Genomic DNA, 21,949 nt, shown 5'->3' with positions numbered 1-21,949 from the left:
TTTTAGTGTCGGCAGTACCAACATCTTTTTTAGTTGTTGCAGTTTTTACTTTAGGTGCACTTGATGCGTTTACAGTTGCAGTTAAGCCAGTGCTTAACATGATTGCGATTGCTATGATTGATTTTTTCATGATGTTTGTTTTATACTTATTTAGGTTTCTTTAAAATGATTAATTGAGTTGTTAGATTAGTCGGCGGTACCTACATCCTTTTTAGTGCTGGCTGTATTGGTTTTGATATCGGCAGTACCCACGTCTTTTTTAGTATCGGCAGTACCTACGTCTTTTTTAGTGAATGTTTTTTTAGGCATGCTATCACGTTTTGCAACGATGGTTGATGCTGATAATGCACCTGTGCTTAATATTAATGCAATGGCGATGATTGACTTTTTCATGGTTTTATATTTTAGTATTTTATAATCTGTTTTTGTTAACGTTATAATTAGTCGGCGGTACCCGCGTCTTTTTTGGTTGCAATAGTGCTTTGTTCAATAGTGGCTGTTGGTTTAATTGCGGCTTGTTTGCTGCATGAGGCCAGGATGCCGGTACTTAAAAATAATGCTGCTGCTATAGTAACTTTTTTCATGATTGGGTATGCGTGTATAATGGAGTGTGAATTTGTACGACTTAGTGAATTAATCGGCAGTGCCAACATCTTTTTTGGTGGCAGTTGTATTGATATCAAGCGTTGCTGTTGATTTCTCCTGAACCTGTTTTTTACATGATGGTAAAATACTTGTTGATAGGATGAGCGCTGCTGCGATGATTGTTTTTTTCATGATGTATATTTTCTATATATTTATTATCTGATTGATTAATTGTATTAAGTTAGTCTGCCGTGCCGATATCCTTACGTATGCCAATTGTGCTTTGCAGGATTACGTCAATAGTTGATTTAACACGTGTGTGTTGCATACATGATGTGAGGATGCCTGCAAAAATCAGTAGTGAAGCAAGGAAGATTTTTTTCATACAATTATGAGTTAACTTTTCTTTTAAATTATTTTATACCCAGGCGCATTTTTAGTGCTCAAACGTTACATTTTTTATCCTGGAATGTAACTATTGGTTATAATTTCACCCGGAAAATTATAATATTTAACTAAACAAAATAATAGTGTTAATAACTGTTAACTTATTAACAGTCAATTATTTAACAATGCAAATATAAATATGTTTTTTAATTTTTGAGAAATAATTTAAAATATATTTTCGTGGCCGTTTTTGCAAAGTTTTTACAAACGTTTGTACTTGCCATTTATTTCATAACTTTCACCGTAATTCAACGTATAGAGTTCTGATGAATAAATTTTATACTTTTTTTATTTTATTGCTTGCCGGTTGCTTTATATCTGTATACGCCAAAGGATATGATGATGTTGCTGTTAGGGATACCAATGAAGTAAAAAAGCTAAACACCCGTGCTTATGACAACCGTCTTACCAACCCTCAGCAAACGGTAGAGGATGCAGCGGCAGCGTTAGCTATAGCAGAGAAATTACCGGATGAATTAAAGTATAAGAAATTCTTAGGCGAATCTTACCGTATCAAAGGGATTGGTAATTATTACTTAAATCAATCACGCGCTGCAATTGATGATTATTTAAAGGCCCGTAACGTATTCAGAGAAATTAAAGACCTGCGCAGCGAGGCTAAGGTGAACAACAACATCGGTAACCTTTACCTGGACAGCGACTATGGTAAGGCATTAGAATATCTTAACTCCTCGTTGCAGATAGCACAAAGACTTTCAGATCAGCAGCTTATAGGGTCATCTTACCTTAATATTGGAAACGTTTATTACCGTAAAAAGAGTTTTTACCAGGCACTGTCTTATTACGATAGAGGGAATGCCATTTTTTCGAAAATCAAAGATTCGGTTAACCTGATCCAGGCGTTGCAGAATAGGGGGGTAATTTATTTTAATATCCGGCAGTTTGATAAGGCTGAACAGTTGCTTTTGGCAGCAAACAAAGCCGCTAAAGAGCGCGACCTGAACAAGCCGGTTGCCAGTACTAACCTGACACTGGCATCTTTATACATAGCCGAGAACAGGTTTGAAGATGCAGAACGAATTGTGCAGGAAGGGCAGGCTTACTCACTCGCTGTAAAAGATGACAAACTCGCATCAGATTATAATTATACCATTTACCAGTTAGAGCTTAAGCGCAAAAATTACGAACGCGCCCTTCATTACCTGCAGGTAATATTCCAGCAGGATAGTACCATCCATATTTCAAATGAATCTACCCAGATCAACATTATTCAGGAGCAGTTTAAGCAGGAGGCTAAGGAGCGAGACAACGCGCTTGCGGCGCAACGACAGCAAAACGACCGGATAAAATTCTGGGCAGTAACCGTTGTTGCCGGGTTGCTTTTAGTGGTAATTGCATTGCTGATGAATAATGTGAAGCGCAAAACCGCTACTAACACACAGCTTACCGCTCTTAATGCCGAGGTATTGCGCCAGAAAGATAATCTGGATAGGGTGAACCATCACCTGGAAGAAATTATTGATGAGCGTACTAAGGATCTACAGATCAAGAATAAAAAACTGTCAGAATATTCATCCTACCTGTCGCACCAGATTAGGGGTCCAATTGCAACGCTGCGCGGCTTAATGAACCTGGAAAAAGAAGGTTTAGTGGATGAAAAGGAATGCATCAATATGATGGATAAATGCGTATCTGATATTGATCAGAAAATTATTGAGATGAGCGAAATGCTCAACGACACCAGCAAAACCGTTTTTTAAACATATTAACCTTAGCTGGCCAGCCTTGCCGGAATGCTGCTATGTATCTGCGCCTCCAATAAGCCAAGATATACACAGTACCTGGATATCATTTGCAAAATTAGCAACTGTCTGTGCTTTTTGTAACCTTCGGTTTCAAAGGCTAAAGTTTCGTTGCCGGCTGTTACAAAAAAGCTTACCTCGCCACGCGACGGCTTAAAACGAGATCTTAAAAGATCAAAAGCCTTTACTTTCAGTTTGCTGCGTGTATCATGTATAATTCCGTCACCAGCGGCATCAGCATTTGAGATCGATATCATGTAATTAGCCATCGTACAAAATTTTATACAAATGGCATTACAATTATAAATCCAAAATATCTAACCGGGTGGTTTATATCAATTTATGGTAACGATCAGGCAAAATCAGCGTTTAATTTTCATCTCATTTAAAAAATTTAAATGAGGCTAAAATTTACCATTCTGCAAAAAAAGGCAATTGTTGTAATTAATGAACAGTAGGGCGTAATACGTTATAAATTAACATGATTTTTGCTTAGCAATTCTTCGTACAGGAGGATAACCTTACGCTGCAGGTTAGTGATCTCGGTCTCTCTGTCAAGCAATTTCTTTTGGATGACGTTAAGGTTGGCATCCTGTACGCTTGGCTCTTCAACATATTCTAATGAAAGCAGGTTGACCACGCTTACTTCAAAAATGTTAGCGATCTGCTCCAGGCGTGATAAATTGATATCGGTAACGCCGGTTTCGATTTTTGAAAATGCCGGGATAGAGATGCCCAGTCTGTTGGCTACATCTTCCTGGCTCCATCCGCGTTCGTGGCGTAAAGTACGGATATTTTTACCTGCAGATTTGTTTGTTTTTTTCTTAATGGTTTCGGTCATCATGAACATAAAAAATTAATTAAGGGATAAAGGGTGATAACCGTTATCCAAACTAAGTGCCACAAGCAAATATGCCCTAATTGAGCTCTATTAACATATAGTTAAAGTTACCGAGCAAAAAAATGTGGAATTTGTTCTACAAGGAATGGGGATAACCGCTATTCTATCCCGCTTACAATGCTCAGCTTTGCAAACTTTAAAAGCAGTTGTTTCTGGCCAATCTCCTTAAAAAATATCGTGGCTTTAATATCCGGCTTGTTCCCTTCCAGTGTCAGCACTTTGCCAAATCCAAAGCGTTCATGTTCTACCTGCATGCCTACCTGCAGGTTAGCTGTATCAGAAGGTTTAAAACCTGGCGAGGGTACATGGGCCTTTGCCAATATCGACGTTGTTTTAACAGGCGGTGCAGTAGCAGCCTTTGGTTTTGAATAGGTATCGGCTTTGCGGCTCCAGACGCTTCGTTCATCATCAAAGGATGACGATGCAGGCGTAGCCGGCTTGGCGGTAAAATCAAGCTCCAAGTATTTAGCGTCAATCTCGTCCAGAAAGCGGCTCGGCTCGCAACTGATCAGCGTACCGAATTTAAACCGCGATGTAGCGTAGCTGATGGTAAGCTTGTATTCGGCGCGGGTGATAGCCACGTAAAACAGGCGGCGCTCTTCTTCCAGATCGCTGCGCGCATTAAGCGACATTTGCGACGGGAAAAGGTTTTCTTCCAGCCCAACAATGTGTACCTGCGGAAATTCCAGCCCTTTAGAGGAATGTATGGTCATTAATGATACGGTATCGGCATCTTTATCTTTATCCTTATCATCGTTTGTTAAAAGAGCTACATCCTGCATAAACACATCAAGGCCTTTCTCATCAATGTCGTCGCGCTCGCTAAACTCTCTGATACCATTCAGCAGTTCCTGGATGTTTTCATAACGGTTAAGACCTTCTACAGATTTATCTTCATAAAGGTCTTTAAGCAATCCCGAATGCTGCGCAATGTGTAAAGCCGCTTCATAGGCGCTCAGCGTTTTGGTGATCACCTGGAAGCTCTGGATCATCGTAGCAAATGCCGACAATGATGCCGGGGCTTTTTCGATATACCGGTTTGGCTGCAGTATTACCTCAAACGGAGTAATGCTGTTTTTATCGGCCGCAACAATTATCCTGTCTACCGTAGTATCGCCAATGCCGCGCTTTGGATAGTTGATCACTCGTTTAAGTGCTTCCTCGTCGTTAGGGTTAAAGGTAAGCCTGAAATAAGCAATAAGGTCTTTGATCTCTTTACGCTGGTAAAACGACAAACCGCCATAGATTTTATAAGGTATTCCATTTTTACGCAGGGCTTCCTCCATTGAACGCGATTGGGCGTTGGTGCGGTACAAAATAGCAAAGTCATGCCATTTAAGGCCGTTGGAGCTGCGCTGGAACATGATGGCATCGGCAACAAGCTTTCCTTCTTCATTGTCGCTAAACGCCCGCATTACCTTTATCTTATCTCCCGATTCTTTTTCAGAGAAAACGTTCTTTTTAAGCTGCTCCTTGTTATTGGCAATAACACTGTTAGCTACGTTTACAATATTTTGCGTAGAGCGGTAATTTTGCTCCAGCTTAAATATTTTCAGATCAGGATAATCCTTTTCAAAATTGAGGATGTTTTGAATGTTGGCCCCGCGAAAAGCGTAGATGCTCTGCGCATCATCGCCAACCACACAAATATTTTCATTAACGGCTGCCAGGCGTTTTACAATCAGGTACTGTGAAAAGTTGGTATCCTGGTACTCATCCACCATCAGATATTTGAATTTATGCTGATACTTATTCAATACATCGGCATGGTTCTTTAACAGCTCATTAGTTTTAAATAGCAAGTCGTCAAAATCCATTGCGCCGGCGCGGTAACAGCGCTGCACATAGGTTTCATAAATTTTACCCAGCATGCCGCGGCCACTGCTAAAGTCATCGGCCTGTATCTGGTCATTATTTTGATATTCCTGCCAGCCCACCAGGTTATTTTTAGCGGCAGAGATACGGTTAAGTACAAAGTTTACGCTATACAGCTTATCGTCCAGCTGCATTTCTTTTAAAATGGCACGCAGAACACTCTTGCTGTCGTCGGTATCATAAATGGTAAAATTACTTGGGTAGCCTATGCGGCCGGCTTCAACGCGCAGTAATTTGGCAAAAACCGAGTGGAAGGTTCCCATCCAGATATTTTTAGCCTCGGGCCCGCAAATATGATTGATCCGCTCACGCATTTCGCGGGCGGCTTTGTTAGTAAAGGTAAGCACCAGTATATTAAAGCTGTCTACACCGCTGCGAATAAGGTGTGCAACCCTAAAAGTAATAACGCGCGTTTTACCAGACCCGGCGCCGGCAATAATCATTACCGGGCCTTTAATTTGTAACACTGCGGCCTTTTGCTCGGGGTTTAACCCTTCTAAATAATCCAAATCCTGTTCCTCTTTTCTTGTACTGCGAAATTAGTTATTTGAGCCGAAAACGTAAAGGGCAGATTGTGCCCAAGGTTAAAATGAATAAATTTAATACAAGGTATCGCTTATGTACTTGCATGAATATTTTAAAAAAAGTCACTCAGCTATAGTTTTATCTTAATGCCACCATTCACTACAAACCCATCAAGCGGGGCATAGATATCTTTAAACACTGGGTTAGTAATATCGCCAGTATAAATACTGCCAAATTTAGTTTGACGGGTATCGGTCAAATTTTCAAAATTGATGAATAGCGAAAACTTTGGCCAGAGTTTTTCTGCCATTAGCCCTATGGTCCAATAAGGCCGGCCGCTTGTGCCGTCATTTAAACGCTGCCTGCTAAAGTAGTAAGCTTCGTCGCCAATTTTTAACTTGTCTTCTATCTCATAAACCAAAACGTTATTTAGCCGGTGTTTTGATACCAGGGGATAGGCGCTGATAGTGGCATCCGTGTGCTGCGTAACATCTGCATACGTATAGCCGATAAATAATTTAAAGTTGTCGTAAGTAAGTTTGATGTTGGTTTCGGTGCCCTTGGTGTTAAGGTCACCCCGGGGCTGCAGGTATTGCAGGTTGCCGTTAGCCAAAGCTGTAAGCAGGATGGGGCTGTTAATCCGGGTGTAAAAAAATAGCTGGTTAATGCTAAAACTAACGCTGTTGCTGAACAATCCTGTACGGTAATTAATATCATAATTGGCTCCGTAAGACCGCTCGGCCTTTGTGTTATTGATATCGATTGGTAACACATTGCGAAACTGGATGCGCTCGGCATCCTCGGTAAATACATTTGGCGCTTTATAGCCCAGCCCGCCACCCAAACGTGTGGAAACCTGCTCACTAATCTTCCACAAACCCGAAATGCGGGGCAGCACAAAAAAGCCATACGCATCGTGATGATCGGCACGTAAGCCCGATTCTAAAATGAATTTAGGACTAACATCCCAGGTGTTTTGCACAAAAGCGCCAATGGTTTGATAATTGTAACTGCGCAAAGCCAAGTTACTAGTTTTATCTTCCTTGAAGTAATCGGTTAGATAATTTAACCCGGCTACCCAGTCGGTTTTAGCGCCTTTATAAACGTAATCTGCTTCGCTGTAAGTGGAAAGCTGGGTACCTGCAAAGCGATAATCAGGCAAGTTGATGGTGCGGTCGAAATAGCTTACGCTGTTTTTAAATATTACCTTGGCCCTGCTGTTTAACCGGTGGTTTAGCGTGGCCTGTGTACTGTAGCGGCCGGTTTTATTCTCCTCAAAATAACTATGCCGGGCATCGCCGTTGCCTTTAATTAAATGGAGGTCCCCACCAATGCGGTTTTCTACAGTGCTGTTAACGCCGATGTTAAGGTCGGTTTGATCGTTGAGGTAGAAGAAAATTTTGGGGTTAAGAGTAAAACGGTTGTATTTGGGGATAGCCGTCAGGTCGATGCCGGCGGGATCATAGGGCGAACCGTGATTGTAATCCGCGTAAATGGTTGTGCCTATTTTTTTGAATTTTTGAGTATAAAAGCTGCTGATATCTAAACCCGCGGCCGAGCTGCCGTTAAGCATAAGGCTTAGCTGTCGTTCCTCTGTCGGCAATTTCGATACGAGGTTCACCAATCCGGCAATTGCCCCGCCACCATATAGGGTAGAGGAGGAACCTTTAATCACTTCCACCTGTTTAAGATCAAGCGGCGCGATTTGCAATAGTCCCAACCCGCCCGAAAAACCCGAATATAATGGAAATCCATCGTGTATGATTTGCGTGTATTTGCCATCTAAACCCTGTATCCGGATGCTGGAGTTACCACTGGTGGCCGATGTTTGCTGGGTTTGTATACCCGTGCTTTCGGCCAGTATCATACGGATATCGCCCGGTTTCATGTTTGCCTTTTCATCTAACTCCTCACCGGCTATAACCTCAACACGTGTGGGGATGTTGGCAATGGTACGGCTGCTGCGTGTAGCGCCAATTACTACTTCTTCCAGTTCTGTACCGTCGCCTTTACCTTGCGGCTGTAATAAAATTAATAGGGGTAGAGGAGATGCGAGAGGGAAAGTCAATGTATCCGTACGCGACTGATAGCCCACATATTTATAGGTGATCACCTGCTTCCCGTTGGGAATGCTAACAAGAGTGATAAAACCTGTAGTATCGGCAGCGGCACCAATAGTCGTGCCCTGCAATTGGGCGGTAGCGCCTATAAGCGGAAGGTTGGTTTTGGCATCTTTAACAACTGCCTTAAAAGTATTTTGAGAATAAGCCGCGTGGGCAAATAACAGCGCTGTGAGCAGCACAAAAAGTTTCTTCATGAAAAATTGATGTAGGTAAATTGATAAACAATCATGCCGGTTAAGGCAATAAGGGTTATTAACCTAACTGCGGCGGCTGCCAGATAGCAAGTGCTATTTGTTGAAGGAAGGGGTGCTGATAGCTTGCGGTGTGTTTTATCGATTGCTCTACAGGTGTAAAAAGATGAACAACCGGTGCGGTAATAATGAAGCCGGCACAGGCACCGCAGCTAAAAAATGGCGAACAACCCTTGCAATCCTTTTGAACAGGGGAGGTTTTACCCGCAAACTCTTTTTTTACTAAAGTTTTGTCCAAACAATCATCTGCACAGCATGGTCTTAAAGTAAGAATAAGCACACACATCGATAAAAGGATAGCCAGGAGTTTCACGGCGGTAAAGATAGGCAAGAAAATGAAAGATGGGTAATCTACCTAATCTCACTTGCACATCCATCAAACAATTAACAATTTAGCCTATTATCTATTGTATGAACCAACTTGCTAATTCCAACTCGCCATATCTTTTACAACATGCCAATAACCCGGTTAACTGGTTTCCCTGGGGGCCAGAGGCCCTGCAAAAGGCTAAGGACGAGAATAAGCTGATATTGGTTAGCATCGGCTACTCGGCATGCCACTGGTGCCACGTAATGGAGCATGAAAGTTTTGAAGATGAAGCCGTTGCAGGCGTTATGAACGAATATTTTGTGTGTATTAAAGTAGATAGAGAGGAGCGCCCCGATGTAGACCAGATTTACATGAGTGCCATACAATTGATGAGAGGAAGAGGGGGATGGCCATTAAATTGTATTTGCCTGCCCGACCAGCGGCCCATTTACGGCGGTACCTATTTTCGCAAAAATGACTGGACGAGCCTCCTGTTTAACCTTGCCGACTTCTATAAGACAAAGCCTGAAGAAGCAGAAGAATATGCTGTACGCTTAACTGAAGGTATAAACCAATATGAGTCGGTTGCGTTGGTACGTGAGCAGCCCGAATATACCAAGGCCGACCTGGAGGCGATCATGAAAACATGGAGCCGGTATATCGATTCAGTAGAAGGCGGTTTTGGAGGGGCGCCGAAATTTCCAATGCCTAACAATTCTATCCTGCTGATGCGTTATGCCCATCTGATGAAGGATTACCAAATTGCAGAAAACGTAAAGCTTACGCTTAAAAAGATGGCCTTTGGCGGTATTTATGACCATATTGGCGGCGGCTTTGCCCGCTACGCGGTAGACGGCGTTTGGCATGTGCCACATTTTGAAAAGATGCTGTACGACAATGCCCAACTGCTGAGTTTGTACGCCGAAGCCCATACCTGGAACCCGGACCCACTTTACAAGACCATTGCCGATGAGATCATAACGTTTGTGAGTCGCGAATTGACCTCGCCCGAAGCCGGTTTTTATTCCGCACTTGATGCCGACAGCGAAGGCAAAGAGGGGAAATTTTACATCTTTACCAAAGCAGAATTAGAAGATATTTTAGGAGATGAAGCCGACCTGTTCAACATTTATTACCACGTTACCGAAGATGGTAATTGGGAAGAGGAGCAATCCAATGTGTTTTTTCGACGTGAAGAGGATGCGGAGTTAGCTGATAAACTTGGCCTATCGGTTGAACAATTAACAAACCGTATTAACGCTGCCCGCCAAAAAGTACTGGAAGCCCGCGGTCACCGAGTCCGCCCGGGATTGGATAATAAGATACTGGCCTCATGGAACGGCCTGATGCTGAAAGGGCTTTGTGATGCCTACCGCGCCTTTGATAAACCTACTTACCTGGAACTGGCGCTGAAAAACGCGGCGTTTATAAATAACAATTTAATATCAGGCGCAAAAGTAAAACGCGTTTACAAAAAGGAAAGCTCCTTACCCGTTAGAGAGGGTACTGATGGGATAGGCGAGGTTGCCTTTCTGGATGATTATGCCAACGTTATAGACGGGCTTATTGCGCTTTACGAAGTAACCTTTAATGAGGATTGGATTATTCAGGCGCAAAAACTTACCGATTATGCACTGGCACATTACTACCATGAGGCGGCCGGCATTTTTTACTATACTGCAGATAACGACGAGAAATTGATCGCGCGCAAATCCGAGATAATGGATGGGGTAATACCTGCTTCAAATTCGGTAATGGCACGTAACCTAAAAAAATTAGGTCTCTTCTTTGATAACGAGGGCTATCTGGATGTATCCGCGCAGTTACTGCGCAACATTGTACCGCACCTGGCCAAATACGGCACTGCCTATGCTAACTGGACCATTTTACTACTGGATGAAATATTTGGAACGTATGAGGTTGCTATTACCGGCAGCAAAGCAGATGAAATGCGCATTGGGCTGGAGAAAAATTATATCCCCAACAAAATTATACTGGGGGGTAATAGCGGAACCTTACCTTTGCTGGAAGGTAAATTTGCTGATGAAACACAAATTTTTGTGTGCCGTGACAGAACCTGCGGTTTACCTGCCCACAATATCACAGAGGCGTTAAAACAAATAAATAACTGATTCCTTTATATAAAAAACGAGTTTTGAAACCGCGTCCTCATCTATAACTTGGATGTAGTATAACTACTTAAAATCAAATATTAAATGAAAATTGAACCACAACATGTAGTATCATTAACATACGATCTGTATGTTAAGCAGGAGGACGGAACCGAAGGCCTGGCAGAAAGTGCAACACAAGAGCAGCCTTTGACTTTTTTGTTTGGCGCCGGCCAGATGATCCCCAAATTTGAACAAGAATTAAGCACCCTTTCTACAGGTGATAGCTATGATTTCCGTATATCGGCAGCTGAGGGCTACGGCGAACTTGATGAAGAAGCCGTTGCTAACCTTCCATTAGATATGTTCCAGGGAGCGGATGTACCGCAGATTGGCGAAGTTTTGCCTTTGCAGGATAACAATGGCAACCGTTTTCAGGGCCAGGTAGTATCTGTAAACGAAGATTCGGTGATTGTTGATCTGAACCACCCAATGGCAGGGCAGGAACTGCATTTCAAAGGCGAGATACTGAACGTTCGCCCGGCAACAGAAGAAGAGCTGGCGCATGGCCACGCACATGGCCCCGATGGTCATCACGCCCACTAATCATTAAAGATAGATTTTATACAAAAAGCGCAGGTTTCTGCGCTTTTTTAATTTATGACAATTTTTTGCGAGGTATTAAACGCTTTACGTTAAAAGGGCTAATGGCTATGATCATTCAAAATCCAGGTGGCCGGAATTGGTAACGTAGCACTTTATCACCACCTGCGATGCAATAGGTTCACCATTTAGGGTGGCCGGCATAAAAACCATATCCTCTTGATTAGGCAAATGGATATTCATGTTGATGGTGCGCTCAAAATTTATGGCAGCCAGGTGTACTTTGTAATCTGCCAGCCTGCCTAACGGGCTGATAAGCAGCTCTACACGTGCGACAAATACGTCGGAATTAACATCGCGCAGGTCCTGGGGTAGGGTGAACAGGTTGAGATAAGGCAGGTAGCCATAATACCGACCACCGATCTTCACCGGTTTGGTCACATTCATTGTTGTATCCAACTGTTTATCTAAAAAATAGCGCAGGTTTGATGTAGTATCTTCACGCGCTTCGAACAGTAGCTGTTTTTTTGTGTAATCGTAAATTTGCATGGCCTGGCCTTTTTGGTCATAAAAACGCCATAGTCCGGTTTTCTTATCGTTTTCAAAAAGGCCCGTTGCCACCACCGTTTTCTTTTTAAAAAGCGCCTGGTACAGCCCCTGCCGTATTAGTTTATTATTGGCAGGTACGGTAAACACTTCTGTAACGTTTTGGCTAAGTTTATTTTTGACCTTAACCGTTTCTTGCGCAAAGGTGTTGATTGCTGATAAGAGGATGGCAAATAGTATAGTATGTTTTAGCATTATTGTTGAAAGTTATTTTGATGGTATGATTGCTGATTCCGATTAAAGGTTATGAGTGATTTCTATCATGTAAATTTATAAAAAATATTATCCTCTACGGCCGCCGCCGCCAAAACTACCGCCTGTACCTCTTCTTCCGCCACTACCGCCGTTAGAACGGTTGCGCTGACTGCCAGCAAACTTTTGCAGCCGTAAAGTAAAGCTCAGCATAAAATAACGCCCCAGGCGGTTGCTGCGGGTATCGATGATCTGGTTGCCGGCCACTGTGCGGGTTACCCCGGTGTTTTGATTGAAAATATCAAACGCCTGGAAACGTAATGAACCAATGTTTTTGGGTAAAAACTGGTATTCGATGTAAGAGGTAAGCAAGGTAGGGTTGGCCTTTACAGTGCTGCTAAATCCTTTGTTAATGGTTTGTGTAAGCGTGTAACCCAATATCAGATTTTTAAAAAAGTAATTACGGCCATCCAGCCCCAATGTCCAGGTTTTAGCATTTGTATTTATTGACGATGGCAGGCTGTAATTGGTAGTGTTGTAACTGTAATTACCACTTATTTCGGTATCCATTAAGCTATCTATATCCACCCTGAGTTTAGCGCCCTGGTTAAATACCCAGTTTTTACCAATGTTACGCTCATCTTCAATAAAAGAAATGTTATTATTAAAGTTCGCTCCTCCATTTAATGTGACGGTGTATTTGCGGTTAGCAAACGGTTTGGAAAAAGCGTAATTGCCATTGGCCGAGTAGAATCCATCGGTATTCAAATAACGGGTTTCCTGCACGGTATTGTTACGGCCGGATGTAGTTGTGGTGTTATCTGTTACGGGTTTGCTGTTGGTAACAATCTTATCGAATGTAGAGGTGAACGACACGTTGGTGAATAACGAGTTGCCGCTGGCGATATCAAACTGGTTGTAGCGCAGGCTTATATTGTTGTTAAATTCGGGCTTTAAATTGGGGTTACCATAAACACGGTTCTGCGGATTGGAATAATCGGGCTGAATTTGTAATTGCGTAAAGCTGGGCTGGTTATTGCTGCCGGTATAATTAACGTTAAGCGAGTGATTTTTAGCAAAGTTGTACACAAACCTTGCGGTAGGTATGTAATTAAAGGTATGGGTAGACGTGCTGTAATTATTGCGCGACTGCCCATCCAGTTGTGTAGGCTGCACAGCCAATCCCAAGGTGTAGTTATACTTCGATTTTATACTGCGCAAATTAAGCCCAAAACGGTCTGTAATAAATTGATAATTGTAAACAGTGCTCAGCGAATCTACAAACGACTGCCTGCCCGATAGCGGGTCTATCCGATAGTTGTCGCGTTGGTTATCGATATTGGAATAGTTATGGGCATAATTGGCTTCCAGGTAAGTGCTTTTGCCAATGGGTTCGGTGTAGGAAACAGATACGTTTGCCCGGCCGCCATGGTTATTTGTGTTTACCTGCTGAAACAATTGTGTAGTAGTAGTGTCTTGCCGGGTAGTGTACTGGTCGTTTAGATCCTGCGTGTTTTTTGAGAAACTAAAACCGGTATTGATGCTTAGGTTACGGCCCTTTTTGCCGAACTTATGATTAAATAAAAAACTTACGCCGCCATTAGGTGATGCAGAGTTGGTTAGCGCCAGCTCGTTACCGGTAATGAAGGTACCGTTGCGGCTATTGCTAAAAATATCGCTGTTGTTATCGTTCGATGAATTGTAGGAAAAGTTGGGGTTGATCTTAAGGTAGTTGGCGCTATCTATCCGGTATTCAATATTGAAGTCAAACCGGTGGTTCAGGTTATGAGTTCGGTCGATGCTATTATCATTATTAATGATAGTGCCTGATTGAAACAAATTTTGTTCGATGGATGTGCTGGTGCCGTATTTGTCCCTGTCGGCAAAGCTGTAGCTGCCGTATGCTGTAATCTTTTTGCCCCATTCGTCGCGGTAATTAAATCCTATTGACCGGTTGGTGGTAATGCCGTTAGCCGTGCTGATACCCGCGCCCGACGTATTGCCGCCACCACCACGGCCACCGCGCCCGCCACCACCTCCACCTGTTGCAAGATTAAATGAATTGGAGTTGGTATTATTAAGGGTACCTATCACGGCAATTTGCCTGTCCTCTTTAAAAGCGTTGGCGCTAAGGCGTGCAATATACCGGTCGTTATTCCCCGCACCGATGGTGCCTTGACCAAATTTGCCTGTACGTTTCCCTTTCTGAATGGTAATGTTCAGGATCTTTTCCGGGTCGCCTGTTTTTATGCCGGTTAGGTTAGCCTGGTCGCCATAATCATCTATTACCTGTATATTCTCTACAATATCGGCCGGCAGGTTTTGCGTGGCGGTTTGCACATCGCCGGTAAAATAGTTTTTGCCGTTTACCCTTACTTTAGTAATCTGCTTACCGTGGGCGGTTACGTTGCCATCTTTATCAACAGATACACCGGGCAACTTTTTTAGCAGGTCCTCCACCGGCGATCCGTCGCGCACCTTGTAAGCAGCGGCTTTATATTCCACGGTATCCTCTTTAATAGTAATCGGGTTAATTGCGGTTACATTAACGGTGTTAAGCATGTTAACCTGCACCTGCAAACGGATAGCATCCAGCCGAATAGGTTTGGTGTCGTTATCCATAACGTACCGGCGCGTGAGCGGCTGATAGCCAAGGCCGCTTACCGTTAATTTGAAATTTTTTGCCTTTACAGCAGGGAACAGGAACAAGCCCTTAACATCAGTAGCCACAACAGCGCTATCCTGCTCTGATATAAGTTTAACCGTAACACCAGGCAGCGCACCAACGCTGTCTGTTACCAAACCGGATACAGCACGTGTTTGCTGGGCAAATGCATACTGCAACAGTAGCAGGCCGAGTAGGGTAAGGATAAGGGGCTTGGTCATAGCAAATTGTGAGTTTAAGCTAATGACGATGAATGTATAACGAAGTTTAATCAAAAGCGGGTTGTCATACAAATGTTGCAGAGGGTGGAAGGCGCAGTGTTGATATAAAATTTAAGATGTATTCAGAGGAGATAGTGAAATATTAGGCGCTTAAAAGGTGTGAAAGAGTGAAAAACGTCAAGCTAAATTAACAGTTTAGACTATTAGTTATTATCGATCATCAGGAAACAAATCTAACCAACGAGCGTTTAAAAATATCAGGCCGACATTAAAATGACAATTTAATTTATTATTAAGATTTTTACATCGCTATTCAAACGGTTTACGTATCTTAGTCCGGCCCCCTTAAACCAATTTTAAATTTAATTGATTATTTAATCTCCCGATATTAATGGCATTTATCCATAATGTGCTTGAAGCGCCTTCTTACGGCTGGAAGGATGAGCAGGGCAACCTGTCGAAACCCACGCAAAGCCAAATCATAAAAGAATTCCTTTCCCGCATAAACGTTTTCGCAAATAAAAAGAACTGGCTGTCATTCACCAGTTGGTTAATGGTATTGTTTCTGGCACCTTGCCTGCTTATTTTTTTATTTAATTATTTCAGCATCCAGGGCCTCATCATCGCTTTTTTATACAGCATGGTGGTTATGGGCAGCCACGGTACGGTTTGGTACCACCGTTACTGCACCCATGGTGCTTATAAATTCCGCAATAACTTTTGGAGGTTCTTTACGCAAAACCTTACCCTGAAGATCATTCCTGAAGAGATCTACGCGATATCGCATCATGTGCACCACGCTTTATCTGATACCCCAGGTGACCCATACAATGCGCAGGGCGGCTTTTTATACTGTTTCCTGGCCGATGCCAATCATCAGCCCATTAACCGCAACATGACCGAGAAGGAATACGCCCGTTGTGTAACCCTTATGAAACATACCGGCGTTATGCCTAACACTTACGCGCAGTATCAAAAATATGGTTCTGTTGCCAACCCGTTGCGCACCATTGTTGGCGTTATTGCCAACTGGAGCTTTTGGTTTGCAGCTTTTTATTTGTTAGGCGGTTTAGGTTTGGCTTTTGCCATATTCGGTTCTGCAGGTGTTTGGGCTGTTGGCGTACGGACTTTTAACTACGAAGGCCACGGTAAAGGCGAAGACAAACGCCGCGAAGGTGTTGATCATAACCGCAAAGATATGTCCATCAATCAATTATGGCCAGGTATCGTGGCCGGCGAGTGGCATAATAACCACCACCTGTTCCCTAAAAGCGCACGTTCGGGCTTTAAGGCCTATCAGGTAGATACGGCGTGGTACTTTATCAAGTTTATGAGCATTATTGGCGCTGTTAGCCACTATAAAGATTCAAAGGCGCAATTCATTAAAGAATATGTAAAGCCGGCGTTAAAACCTGAGTTGGAGTATTGCCCGGAAACCGGGAAGCCGGTTTTTGCAACCGTGAAGATCTAAGACTAAAACAGTCATACGTAAAGGGAGATGTGAAAACATCTCCCTTTTTTTGTTTTAAGTAGTTTAAAGTAAAAGTATTAGGTACATTGGTAAACCAATTTTAAACCTATGCTAAAAAAACTTACGGTTGCTTTTATTTTACTGATTACTGCCATTAATATTGGTTACACACAATCCAAACCTTTAGGCATTTTTGATGCGCAGGCCGAGGTTGGCCCGGTTAAATTAAAAGGCGACCTGAAATTTGATGCTAAAAATGGGCATTACCTGCTTAGCGGTTCGGGATCGGATGTTTACTTTACTAAAGACGAACTGCACTTCGCATACAAAAAGATCAAGGGCGATTTTACCCTTAAAGCCGATGCTGCATTTATAGGCGGTGATACGCACATGTACGGCAAATTTGGTTTAATGGCAAGGCAATCGTTAAACGGTGATGCCGCACAGGTAAACGCTGTAGTACATGGCAACAAGCTTACCGCGCTGCAGTACCGTAACACGGCGGGCGATTCTACGTATGAGCAGCGAACTGATGTAGAAACCGCACAGGTATTACAGCTACAGCGAAAAGGCAGTACCTTTATTATGACGGTAGGTTATAAAGATAAACCGCTTACTTCTGAAAAAAGAATTGATCTTGACCTTGGTGACGAACTGTATGTAGGCATCTTTATCTGTTCGCATATTCCGGACAAAATTAAACAGGCCGGGTTTAGTAACGTACGTTTGGTTACTGCTGCAACAAAATTCTCGCGACGTAAAAAACTGCACTGATAACAACAGAATTTAAGGTAGGGGCTAAAAAAGCCCCTTTTTTTATTTAAAAGCTTTTTTAACGCTGTGATTTTCAGAAATGAATAATTAACTTAGACAACCAATTATTTACAATCTGAATATCTGATGTTTAAAAAACTGATCTGCACTATTATTGTCGCGTTGACAGCTTTAACGCAAATTGATCTCGTTCACGCACAATCGGCCGGTCCCGGCATCTTTGACGGACAAACGGATATAGGATCGCCAAAAATCAAGGGCGGTACCGTTTACAATACTCAATCGCAACAATACACGGTGAGTGGCTCGGGTACCAATATCTGGGCCGATAAGGATGAATTTCACTTTGTTTGGAAAAAGATAAAGGGCGATTTCATCATGCGGACCAACGGCGCATTTGTGGGTACCGGCAAAGAAGACCACCGCAAGTTCGGGCTAATGGTTCGTAAAAGCCTAGATGCAAATTCGGCACACGTTAACTCGGTGGTGCATGGCGACGGCCTTACCTCGATGCAGTACCGCAAAGTTAATGGCGGTACTACTGATGAAAAGAAATCAGATATAAAGGGTGCGGATGTTTTGCAGTTAGAGCGCGTTGGCAATACCTTTATAATGTCGGCAGCGCGCAAAGGCGATGTGTTTGAAAAAGAAGAAAAGCTGGATATAGACCTGGGCGATGAGGTTTACGTAGGTATTTTTGTATGCTCGCATAACCCTGCGGTTGTTGAGAAAACTGTTTTTAGCAATGTACGCATCGTTAAACCTGCCCCTGCAGATCTGGTTACATACAAGCAATACCTGGGTAGCAGCATCGAGCTGCTTGACATGGGTACGCATAACAGCCGGATAATATATCAGTCACCCAAATCATTACAGGCCCCTAACTGGACTAAGGATAACAAATCGCTTATCTATAACAGCGATGGCTTTTTATACAAATTCAACCTTGCAACATCAACTCCGGCTGTATTAAATACCGGCAAGGCAAAAAACAACAATAATGATCACGTGATATCCTTTGACGGCAAGATGTTAACCATTAGCAGTGGCGACGGCGGCTCGTCTAAGGGTTATACAGTATCTGTTAATGGTGGTGAGGCAACAATGGTGACCAACCCCAAGGCTGGCGCATCGTACATGCACGGCTGGTCGCCGGATGGTAAATACCTGGTATTTTGCGGTGAGCGCGGCGGCGAATATGATGTATATCGTATCCCCGCTAATGGTGGCCGCGAGGAAAGGTTTACCACTTCTCCCGGGCTTGATGACGGACCAGAATACACACCAGACGGTAGATACATCTATTTTAATTCTGTACGCAGCGGCCTGATGCAGGTTTGGCGGATGGATGCAGATGGCAAAAATCAAACGCAGATCACCAGCGATGATTTTAACAACTGGTTCCCTCACGTATCTCCTGATGGTAAATCTATCGTATTCATTACCTTCTTAAAAAGTGAGGTAAAACCAGGCGACCACCCTTTTTACAAGCACGTTTACATCCGTACTATGCCGGTAGGTGGTGGGCCTGTAAAAGTTGTAGCTTACTTATACGGAGGCCAGGGAACCATCAACACCCCCTCATGGTCGCCGGATAGTAAGCACATCGCCTTTGTAAGTAATTCCGATCTATTGTTTTCCGCCTTCCCTAAAGCAAAAAACTAAATCTCAAAAATATGAACTCCTCTCGCAGAAACTTCCTCAGAAACAGTGCGCTGGCCGTCACCGCAGCGGCTATCATGCCAAAAGATATGTTCGCCCTGGCGCCAAAGATCCAGCGGGTTGGTTTGCAGCTGTACTCCGTACGCGACCACATGAAGACAGATCCGGCGGGTACGCTTAAAAAGCTGGCTGATATGGGTTATGTTTATGTAGAGCATGCCAACTATGTGGACCGTAAATTTTATGGTTACACCGCGCCGGAATTCAAAAAATTGCTGGCAGGTTTAGGCCTGGTTATGCCAAGCGGCCACACCGTAATGACAACCAGGGATTGGGACGCTGCCAAAGGCGATTTTACCGACAAATGGAAATATACCATTGAAGATGCTGCCACAATGGGGCAGAAATTTGTGATAAGCCCGTGGATGGAAGATAGCATCCGTAAGGACGAAGCAGGCCTTAAAAAATTCATGGATCAGTTTAATAAGTGCGGCGAGCTTTGCCAAAAATCGGGAATGAAGTTTGGTTACCATACCCATGAGTTTGAGTTTACCAATAAAATTGGCGACAAAAACCTTTATGATTATATTTTGGATAATACCGACCCTAAATTGGTTATCCAACAGTTAGATATCGGGAACATGTACAACCAGGGCAACATGACCGCGCTGGATTACATGAAAAAATACCCGGGCAGGATTGAGTCGCTGCATGTTAAAGATGAAATAAAAAGTGCTACGCCGGGTGAGGTTGGCACCGGTTACGAAAGTACTTATTTAGGTACAGGCCTGGTGCCTTTAAAAGAGATCCTTAAGCTTTCAAAGCAGCAGGGCATTACATCTCTTATTATCGAACATGAATCGTACCAGGGGGCAGACCCGCTTGATTGTGTAAAAATTGATTTACAAACCATGAAAAAATGGGGTTATTAATAGTTTAACCCTATCTTTCGAAATCCAAAAGAGCCCGGCTTGCTTAACCGGCAGGCCGGCTTTATATAATCCTAAATTCCCCGATAGTGAACGTAAACATGAATAGGCGGATCGCGATCAGAAACATGGCCTTGATTTTAGGGAGTGTCGCTGTGTTACCATCGTGCCTTAACGATAATAAGGGTAAGCCGGTTATCGCTTTAAAAACCCTTAAGATCGATGCCGATCAGGAAAACCTGGTAACCAACCTGGCCGAAACTATTTTGCCTAAAACCACCACTCCCGGGGCTAAAGATCTGGGTATAAACCTGTTCATCTTTAAAATGCTTGATGATTGCACTAATAAACAGCAGCAGGATATGTTTATGGCTGGCCTAAAAGAATTTGACGACGCTGTAAATAAAAAATACAATAAAACTTTTAACGAGTGTACACAGCAGGAGCGTGCCGCTTTTGTGACGGAACTGGAAAAGAAAATGAAAGATGAGCAGGCGGCAATGGCCAAAAACCCGCCTGTTAAAAAAGACGATAGTAAAAAAGATGACGGGCCAAAGCTACCCGCTTTTTACGGAATGGTGAAGGGCCAAACCGTATTCGGCTACACCACGTCACAATATTTCATGACCAAACAGGTAGTTTATGAACTTGTACCCGGCCGGTACAACGCCATGTTCCCGGTTAAGAAAACAGCAGCAGTATAAACATGGCATTTTTAAATATAGATAGTATTAAAGACCGCACGTTTGATGCCATAGTCGTTGGATCGGGCATGAGCGGTGGCTGGGCGGCCAAAGAGTTTGGGGACAAAGGCCTTAAAACCCTGATATTGGAGCGCGGCCGGGATGTAAAACACTTAAAAGATTATCCTACAACCAATTTATATCCCTGGGAATTCCCGCATCACGGCGTAGTGCCGTCGGCAGTGCAGGAGGCAAACCCTATTGTAAACCGCTGTTATGCCTTTGGCGAAGACGCCATGCATTTTTTTGTAAAGGATAAAGAGCACCCTTACGTACAGGAAAAACCGTTCGACTGGATCCGCGGGTATCAAACCGGTGGTAAATCGTTGCTTTGGGCACGCCAGACACAACGCTGGAGCGAGTTTGATTTTGAAGGCCCCGCACGTGATGGCTTCGCGGTAGACTGGCCAATCCGTTACAAGGATATTGCGCCGTGGTATAGTTATGTAGAGAAATTTGCGGGTATCTCCGGCAACAAAGACGGCATTGCCGAATTACCGGATGGCGAGTTTTTACCAGCCTTTCCGTTAAACGCTGTTGAGCAATACTTTAGCAAGCATGTAAAAGGCAAATATCAAAACAGGCACGTTATTAGCGCGCGCTGCGCCCACTTATCAAAACCCAACCAAATCCATCTGGATCAGGGCAGGGGCCAGTGCCAGGAGCGCACCCTTTGCCAGCGTGGTTGCCCATTCGGCGGATATTTTAGCGCTAACTCATCAACCATACCCTGGGCTTTAAAATCAGGACATGTTACCCTACGGCCGCATTCAGTTGTAGAGTCGGTTATTTATGATGATAAATTAGGCAAGGCAACCGGCGTACGTGTTATCGACAGTAATACTAAAGAGGTTATCGAGTATTACGCAAACGTTATATTTGTTAATGCAGCCGCGTTAAACACCAATTTGGTATTGCTTAACTCTAAATCAAGCCGTTTCCCTAACGGGCTGGGTAACGATAGCGGTGTACTGGGCAAGTACGTGGCGTTCCACAATTACTCGGCAGGCATGAGCGCCGAGTATGACGGCTTTAAAGAGTGGACAACAGATGGCCGCAACCCGGCGGGCGGTGGTTACATACCGCGTTTCCGGAATGTTTATAAACAGGAAACCAATTTTTTACGCGGATATGCAGCAGGCTTTAGCGCTTACCGCTGGAAACAGAATAGCCAGGATGGCATAGGTCAGGA

Annotated in this window: 20 protein-coding genes; 9 read left to right on the top strand and 11 right to left on the bottom strand. The window is 43.5% G+C overall.

Translation table 11 applies throughout. From position 1 onward, the window contains the following. Positions 1 to 186: 186 nt before the first annotated feature. The 4 genes from ACE5CV_RS14545 to ACE5CV_RS14530 are packed head-to-tail and all read right to left on the bottom strand — an operon-like array spanning position 187 to position 970. Complete coding sequence (locus tag ACE5CV_RS14545; RefSeq protein ID WP_374950915.1) at positions 187 to 393, bottom strand: hypothetical protein; 207 nt, start codon at positions 391 to 393, stop codon at positions 187 to 189. 47 nt (positions 394 to 440) lie between these two features. Continuing rightward, positions 441 to 584 (bottom strand): hypothetical protein, encoded by a 144-nt coding sequence (locus ACE5CV_RS14540; protein ID WP_374950914.1) that lies wholly within the window; start codon positions 582 to 584, stop codon positions 441 to 443. A 49-nt stretch (positions 585 to 633) separates the two neighbouring features. After that, positions 634 to 777, bottom strand: a complete 144-nt coding sequence (locus tag ACE5CV_RS14535) for a hypothetical protein (protein ID WP_374950913.1) — start codon at positions 775 to 777, stop codon at positions 634 to 636. 49 nt (positions 778 to 826) lie between these two features. Further along, positions 827 to 970 (bottom strand): hypothetical protein, encoded by a 144-nt coding sequence (locus ACE5CV_RS14530; RefSeq protein ID WP_374950912.1) that lies wholly within the window; start codon positions 968 to 970, stop codon positions 827 to 829. A gap of 328 nt (positions 971 to 1,298) precedes the next feature. On the opposite strand from ACE5CV_RS14530, the gene ACE5CV_RS14525 reads away from it, so the two are divergent. Next, a complete protein-coding gene (locus tag ACE5CV_RS14525) occupies positions 1,299 to 2,753 on the top strand; it encodes a tetratricopeptide repeat protein (RefSeq protein WP_374950911.1) in 1,455 nt (484 codons plus the stop codon). Between the two features lie 11 nt (positions 2,754 to 2,764). Here the strand turns inward: ACE5CV_RS14525 and ACE5CV_RS14520 are convergent, their stop codons facing one another. The 5 genes from ACE5CV_RS14520 to ACE5CV_RS14500 all read right to left on the bottom strand — a co-directional run bounded on the left by ACE5CV_RS14520 (position 2,765) and on the right by ACE5CV_RS14500 (position 8,708). Beyond that, entirely contained in the window at positions 2,765 to 3,064 is a 300-nt protein-coding gene (locus ACE5CV_RS14520; protein WP_374950910.1) for a hypothetical protein, read from the bottom strand. A gap of 200 nt (positions 3,065 to 3,264) precedes the next feature. Continuing rightward, positions 3,265 to 3,639, bottom strand: a complete 375-nt coding sequence (locus ACE5CV_RS14515; protein WP_374950909.1) for a helix-turn-helix domain-containing protein — start codon at positions 3,637 to 3,639, stop codon at positions 3,265 to 3,267. Between the two features lie 155 nt (positions 3,640 to 3,794). Beyond that, positions 3,795 to 6,080, bottom strand: coding sequence for an ATP-dependent helicase (locus tag ACE5CV_RS14510; protein WP_374950908.1), 2,286 nt, complete (start codon positions 6,078 to 6,080; stop codon positions 3,795 to 3,797). Between the two features lie 146 nt (positions 6,081 to 6,226). Beyond that, on the bottom strand, positions 6,227 to 8,413 hold the full coding sequence (locus tag ACE5CV_RS14505) for a TonB-dependent receptor domain-containing protein (RefSeq protein WP_374950907.1): 2,187 nt from the start codon (positions 8,411 to 8,413) through the stop codon (positions 6,227 to 6,229). A 58-nt stretch (positions 8,414 to 8,471) separates the two neighbouring features. Further along, on the bottom strand, positions 8,472 to 8,708 hold the full coding sequence (locus tag ACE5CV_RS14500; protein WP_374950906.1) for a hypothetical protein: 237 nt from the start codon (positions 8,706 to 8,708) through the stop codon (positions 8,472 to 8,474). Between the two features lie 173 nt (positions 8,709 to 8,881). On the opposite strand from ACE5CV_RS14500, the gene ACE5CV_RS14495 reads away from it, so the two are divergent. Further along, the gene (locus ACE5CV_RS14495; RefSeq protein ID WP_374950905.1) at positions 8,882 to 10,912 is read left to right on the top strand and encodes a thioredoxin domain-containing protein; all 2,031 of its coding nucleotides are present in this window, start codon (positions 8,882 to 8,884) and stop codon (positions 10,910 to 10,912) included. 84 nt (positions 10,913 to 10,996) lie between these two features. Beyond that, entirely contained in the window at positions 10,997 to 11,497 is a 501-nt protein-coding gene (locus tag ACE5CV_RS14490; protein ID WP_374950904.1) for a peptidylprolyl isomerase, read from the top strand. Between the two features lie 111 nt (positions 11,498 to 11,608). On the opposite strand, the gene ACE5CV_RS14485 is transcribed toward ACE5CV_RS14490, so the two are convergent. Then, positions 11,609 to 12,295, bottom strand: coding sequence for a hypothetical protein (locus ACE5CV_RS14485; protein ID WP_374950903.1), 687 nt, complete (start codon positions 12,293 to 12,295; stop codon positions 11,609 to 11,611). A gap of 87 nt (positions 12,296 to 12,382) precedes the next feature. Beyond that, positions 12,383 to 15,178 (bottom strand): TonB-dependent receptor domain-containing protein, encoded by a 2,796-nt coding sequence (locus ACE5CV_RS14480; protein WP_374950902.1) that lies wholly within the window; start codon positions 15,176 to 15,178, stop codon positions 12,383 to 12,385. A 391-nt stretch (positions 15,179 to 15,569) separates the two neighbouring features. Here ACE5CV_RS14480 and ACE5CV_RS14475 point away from each other — a divergent pair, with 391 nt between their 5' ends. From ACE5CV_RS14475 to ACE5CV_RS14450, 6 genes are all read left to right on the top strand, one after another. Next, positions 15,570 to 16,649, top strand: a complete 1,080-nt coding sequence (locus ACE5CV_RS14475) for a fatty acid desaturase (RefSeq protein ID WP_374950901.1) — start codon at positions 15,570 to 15,572, stop codon at positions 16,647 to 16,649. Between the two features lie 108 nt (positions 16,650 to 16,757). Next, on the top strand, positions 16,758 to 17,423 hold the full coding sequence (locus ACE5CV_RS14470) for a hypothetical protein (RefSeq protein ID WP_374950900.1): 666 nt from the start codon (positions 16,758 to 16,760) through the stop codon (positions 17,421 to 17,423). Positions 17,424 to 17,549: 126 nt separating this feature from the next. Then, complete coding sequence (locus ACE5CV_RS14465) at positions 17,550 to 19,088, top strand: TolB family protein (RefSeq protein ID WP_374950899.1); 1,539 nt, start codon at positions 17,550 to 17,552, stop codon at positions 19,086 to 19,088. A gap of 11 nt (positions 19,089 to 19,099) precedes the next feature. Next, the gene (locus tag ACE5CV_RS14460) at positions 19,100 to 20,017 is read left to right on the top strand and encodes a sugar phosphate isomerase/epimerase family protein (protein ID WP_374950898.1); all 918 of its coding nucleotides are present in this window, start codon (positions 19,100 to 19,102) and stop codon (positions 20,015 to 20,017) included. Between the two features lie 125 nt (positions 20,018 to 20,142). Further along, complete coding sequence (locus ACE5CV_RS14455; protein WP_374950897.1) at positions 20,143 to 20,718, top strand: gluconate 2-dehydrogenase subunit 3 family protein; 576 nt, start codon at positions 20,143 to 20,145, stop codon at positions 20,716 to 20,718. A gap of 2 nt (positions 20,719 to 20,720) precedes the next feature. Then, the coding region (locus ACE5CV_RS14450; protein ID WP_374950896.1) for a GMC family oxidoreductase N-terminal domain-containing protein at positions 20,721 to 21,949 on the top strand (1,229 nt) is incomplete at its 3' end.

Source organism: Mucilaginibacter sp., from assembly GCF_964263795.1.
In the GTDB taxonomy this organism is placed as follows: domain Bacteria; phylum Bacteroidota; class Bacteroidia; order Sphingobacteriales; family Sphingobacteriaceae; genus Mucilaginibacter.
This window is presented reverse-complemented; position numbering and strand designations above follow the sequence as displayed.